We start from the raw sequence: 1,295 nt of genomic DNA, 5'->3' as shown, positions 1-1,295 counted from the left end.
TTCCTCGACATCGCCGCCCGCGGTCTTGCGCAAGGCGGTCTCGGGGCGCAGCGCCATCAAGGCCTCGATGGCGCGGCGGGCCCGGCCAAGCGCGCGTTCCTCCAGCGTGGTCGAGATGCTGAACAGCGTCAGCAGCACCGCGCCCTCGAACGGGGCACCGACGATTGCGGCGGCAATGGCGGCGGCGATCATCAGCAGGTCGATGTCCAGCACCCGCTCGCGCCACAGGGTCGAAAGCGCGCGCCAGCCGGTCGGCAGGCCACCAGCCAGATAGGCAAGCACCAGACCCGGAAGCTCGATGGGTGCCCATGCCTCGCCCGGCAGCCACCGCCCGGCAGCCGCCATTGCGAGGCCCAGCACGGTGGCCAGCGAAAGGGCCATGGACAGGTCGATGGAAGAGGATTTGGTCATGTCAGGGTCCTGGCTGGCACGACTGCGGCATGGGGCCGCAGTCGCTGGCTGGCTTGGGTTTATGCCTTGATCAGTGGGTGCGGCGGCCGCGAAAGGCAAGTGCGGCAATCGTGATCCAGATGCTGCTGCGCAGGATCATCGCGCCCATGGTGCGCGCCTCCCATGCGCCCCCCGAGACCACATGCCACAGAAAGGCGGTAAAGACCGCCACTGTCGCCAGCGCGATGCCCAGCGACAGCATCGGTGCCCAGCCCGCGCCGCGCCACAGGCCGATTCCAGCCAGAACATAGGCGAACCCGGCAAGGAAGTTGAACCACAGCACGAATGGCACCACTGCGCCCATATCGACGCCGCCGAACAGCGCCCTGCCGCCCGAAACGATGGTCAGCAGGCCGAAGATCACCGCGACGGCGGCGGCAACGGTCTGGCTGCGCGGTCTTCTCGTCATGTCTTCCTCCGGGGTTTGGGGATCGGCCGGGTGGGTGTGACCCGGCCCGCCATGGGTCATGGGGTGCGATACGCGGAACGGACCGCGCCTCAGGGCCGGCCAAGCATGCGCCGCAGCACATCGGTCTTGAGCCAGAAATGATGGTAAAGCGCCGCGAGGATATGCAGGATGACCAGCGGAACCAGGACCAACCGCGCGATGGAATGGGCATCGCCGATTGCCTCGATGCCGGTCATCCAGGCGGCCGCGCCGGAAAGCACCATCAGGATCAGCAGGAGGTTGAGGGCCGCATGCGTGCCCGTGGCCAGAACTTTCAGGGCCGGGTGCTCGCCTTCCGGCAGGCCGGGGACGCCGCGCCGACGGCGCAGCACCAGCTGCCACAGAACGAGAACGAGGATCAGCGCGCCGGCAATGGCATGGGGATTGATTGTCGGCT

The 1,295-nt window shown here is 67.7% G+C and carries 2 protein-coding genes and 1 pseudogene; all 3 read right to left on the bottom strand.

Translation table 11 applies throughout. The annotated features are described in order from the left end of the window. A pseudogene (locus Q8M85_RS11225) lies at window positions 1–411 on the bottom strand (cation-transporting P-type ATPase); the annotation flags it as partial. A gap of 70 nt (window positions 412–481) precedes the next feature. After that, window positions 482–859 carry a hypothetical protein gene (locus tag Q8M85_RS11220; RefSeq protein ID WP_305544323.1) on the bottom strand — a complete coding sequence of 126 codons (378 nt, stop codon included), beginning with the start codon at window positions 857–859 and terminating at the stop codon, window positions 482–484. Window positions 860–948: 89 nt separating this feature from the next. Further along, window positions 949–1,295 (bottom strand): cytochrome b/b6 domain-containing protein (locus Q8M85_RS11215; protein ID WP_305544320.1); only part of this gene is annotated, 347 nt, incomplete at its 5' end.

The organism is Tabrizicola sp. (genome assembly GCF_030694085.1).
GTDB lineage: Bacteria > Pseudomonadota > Alphaproteobacteria > Rhodobacterales > Rhodobacteraceae > Tabrizicola.
This window is presented reverse-complemented; position numbering and strand designations above follow the sequence as displayed.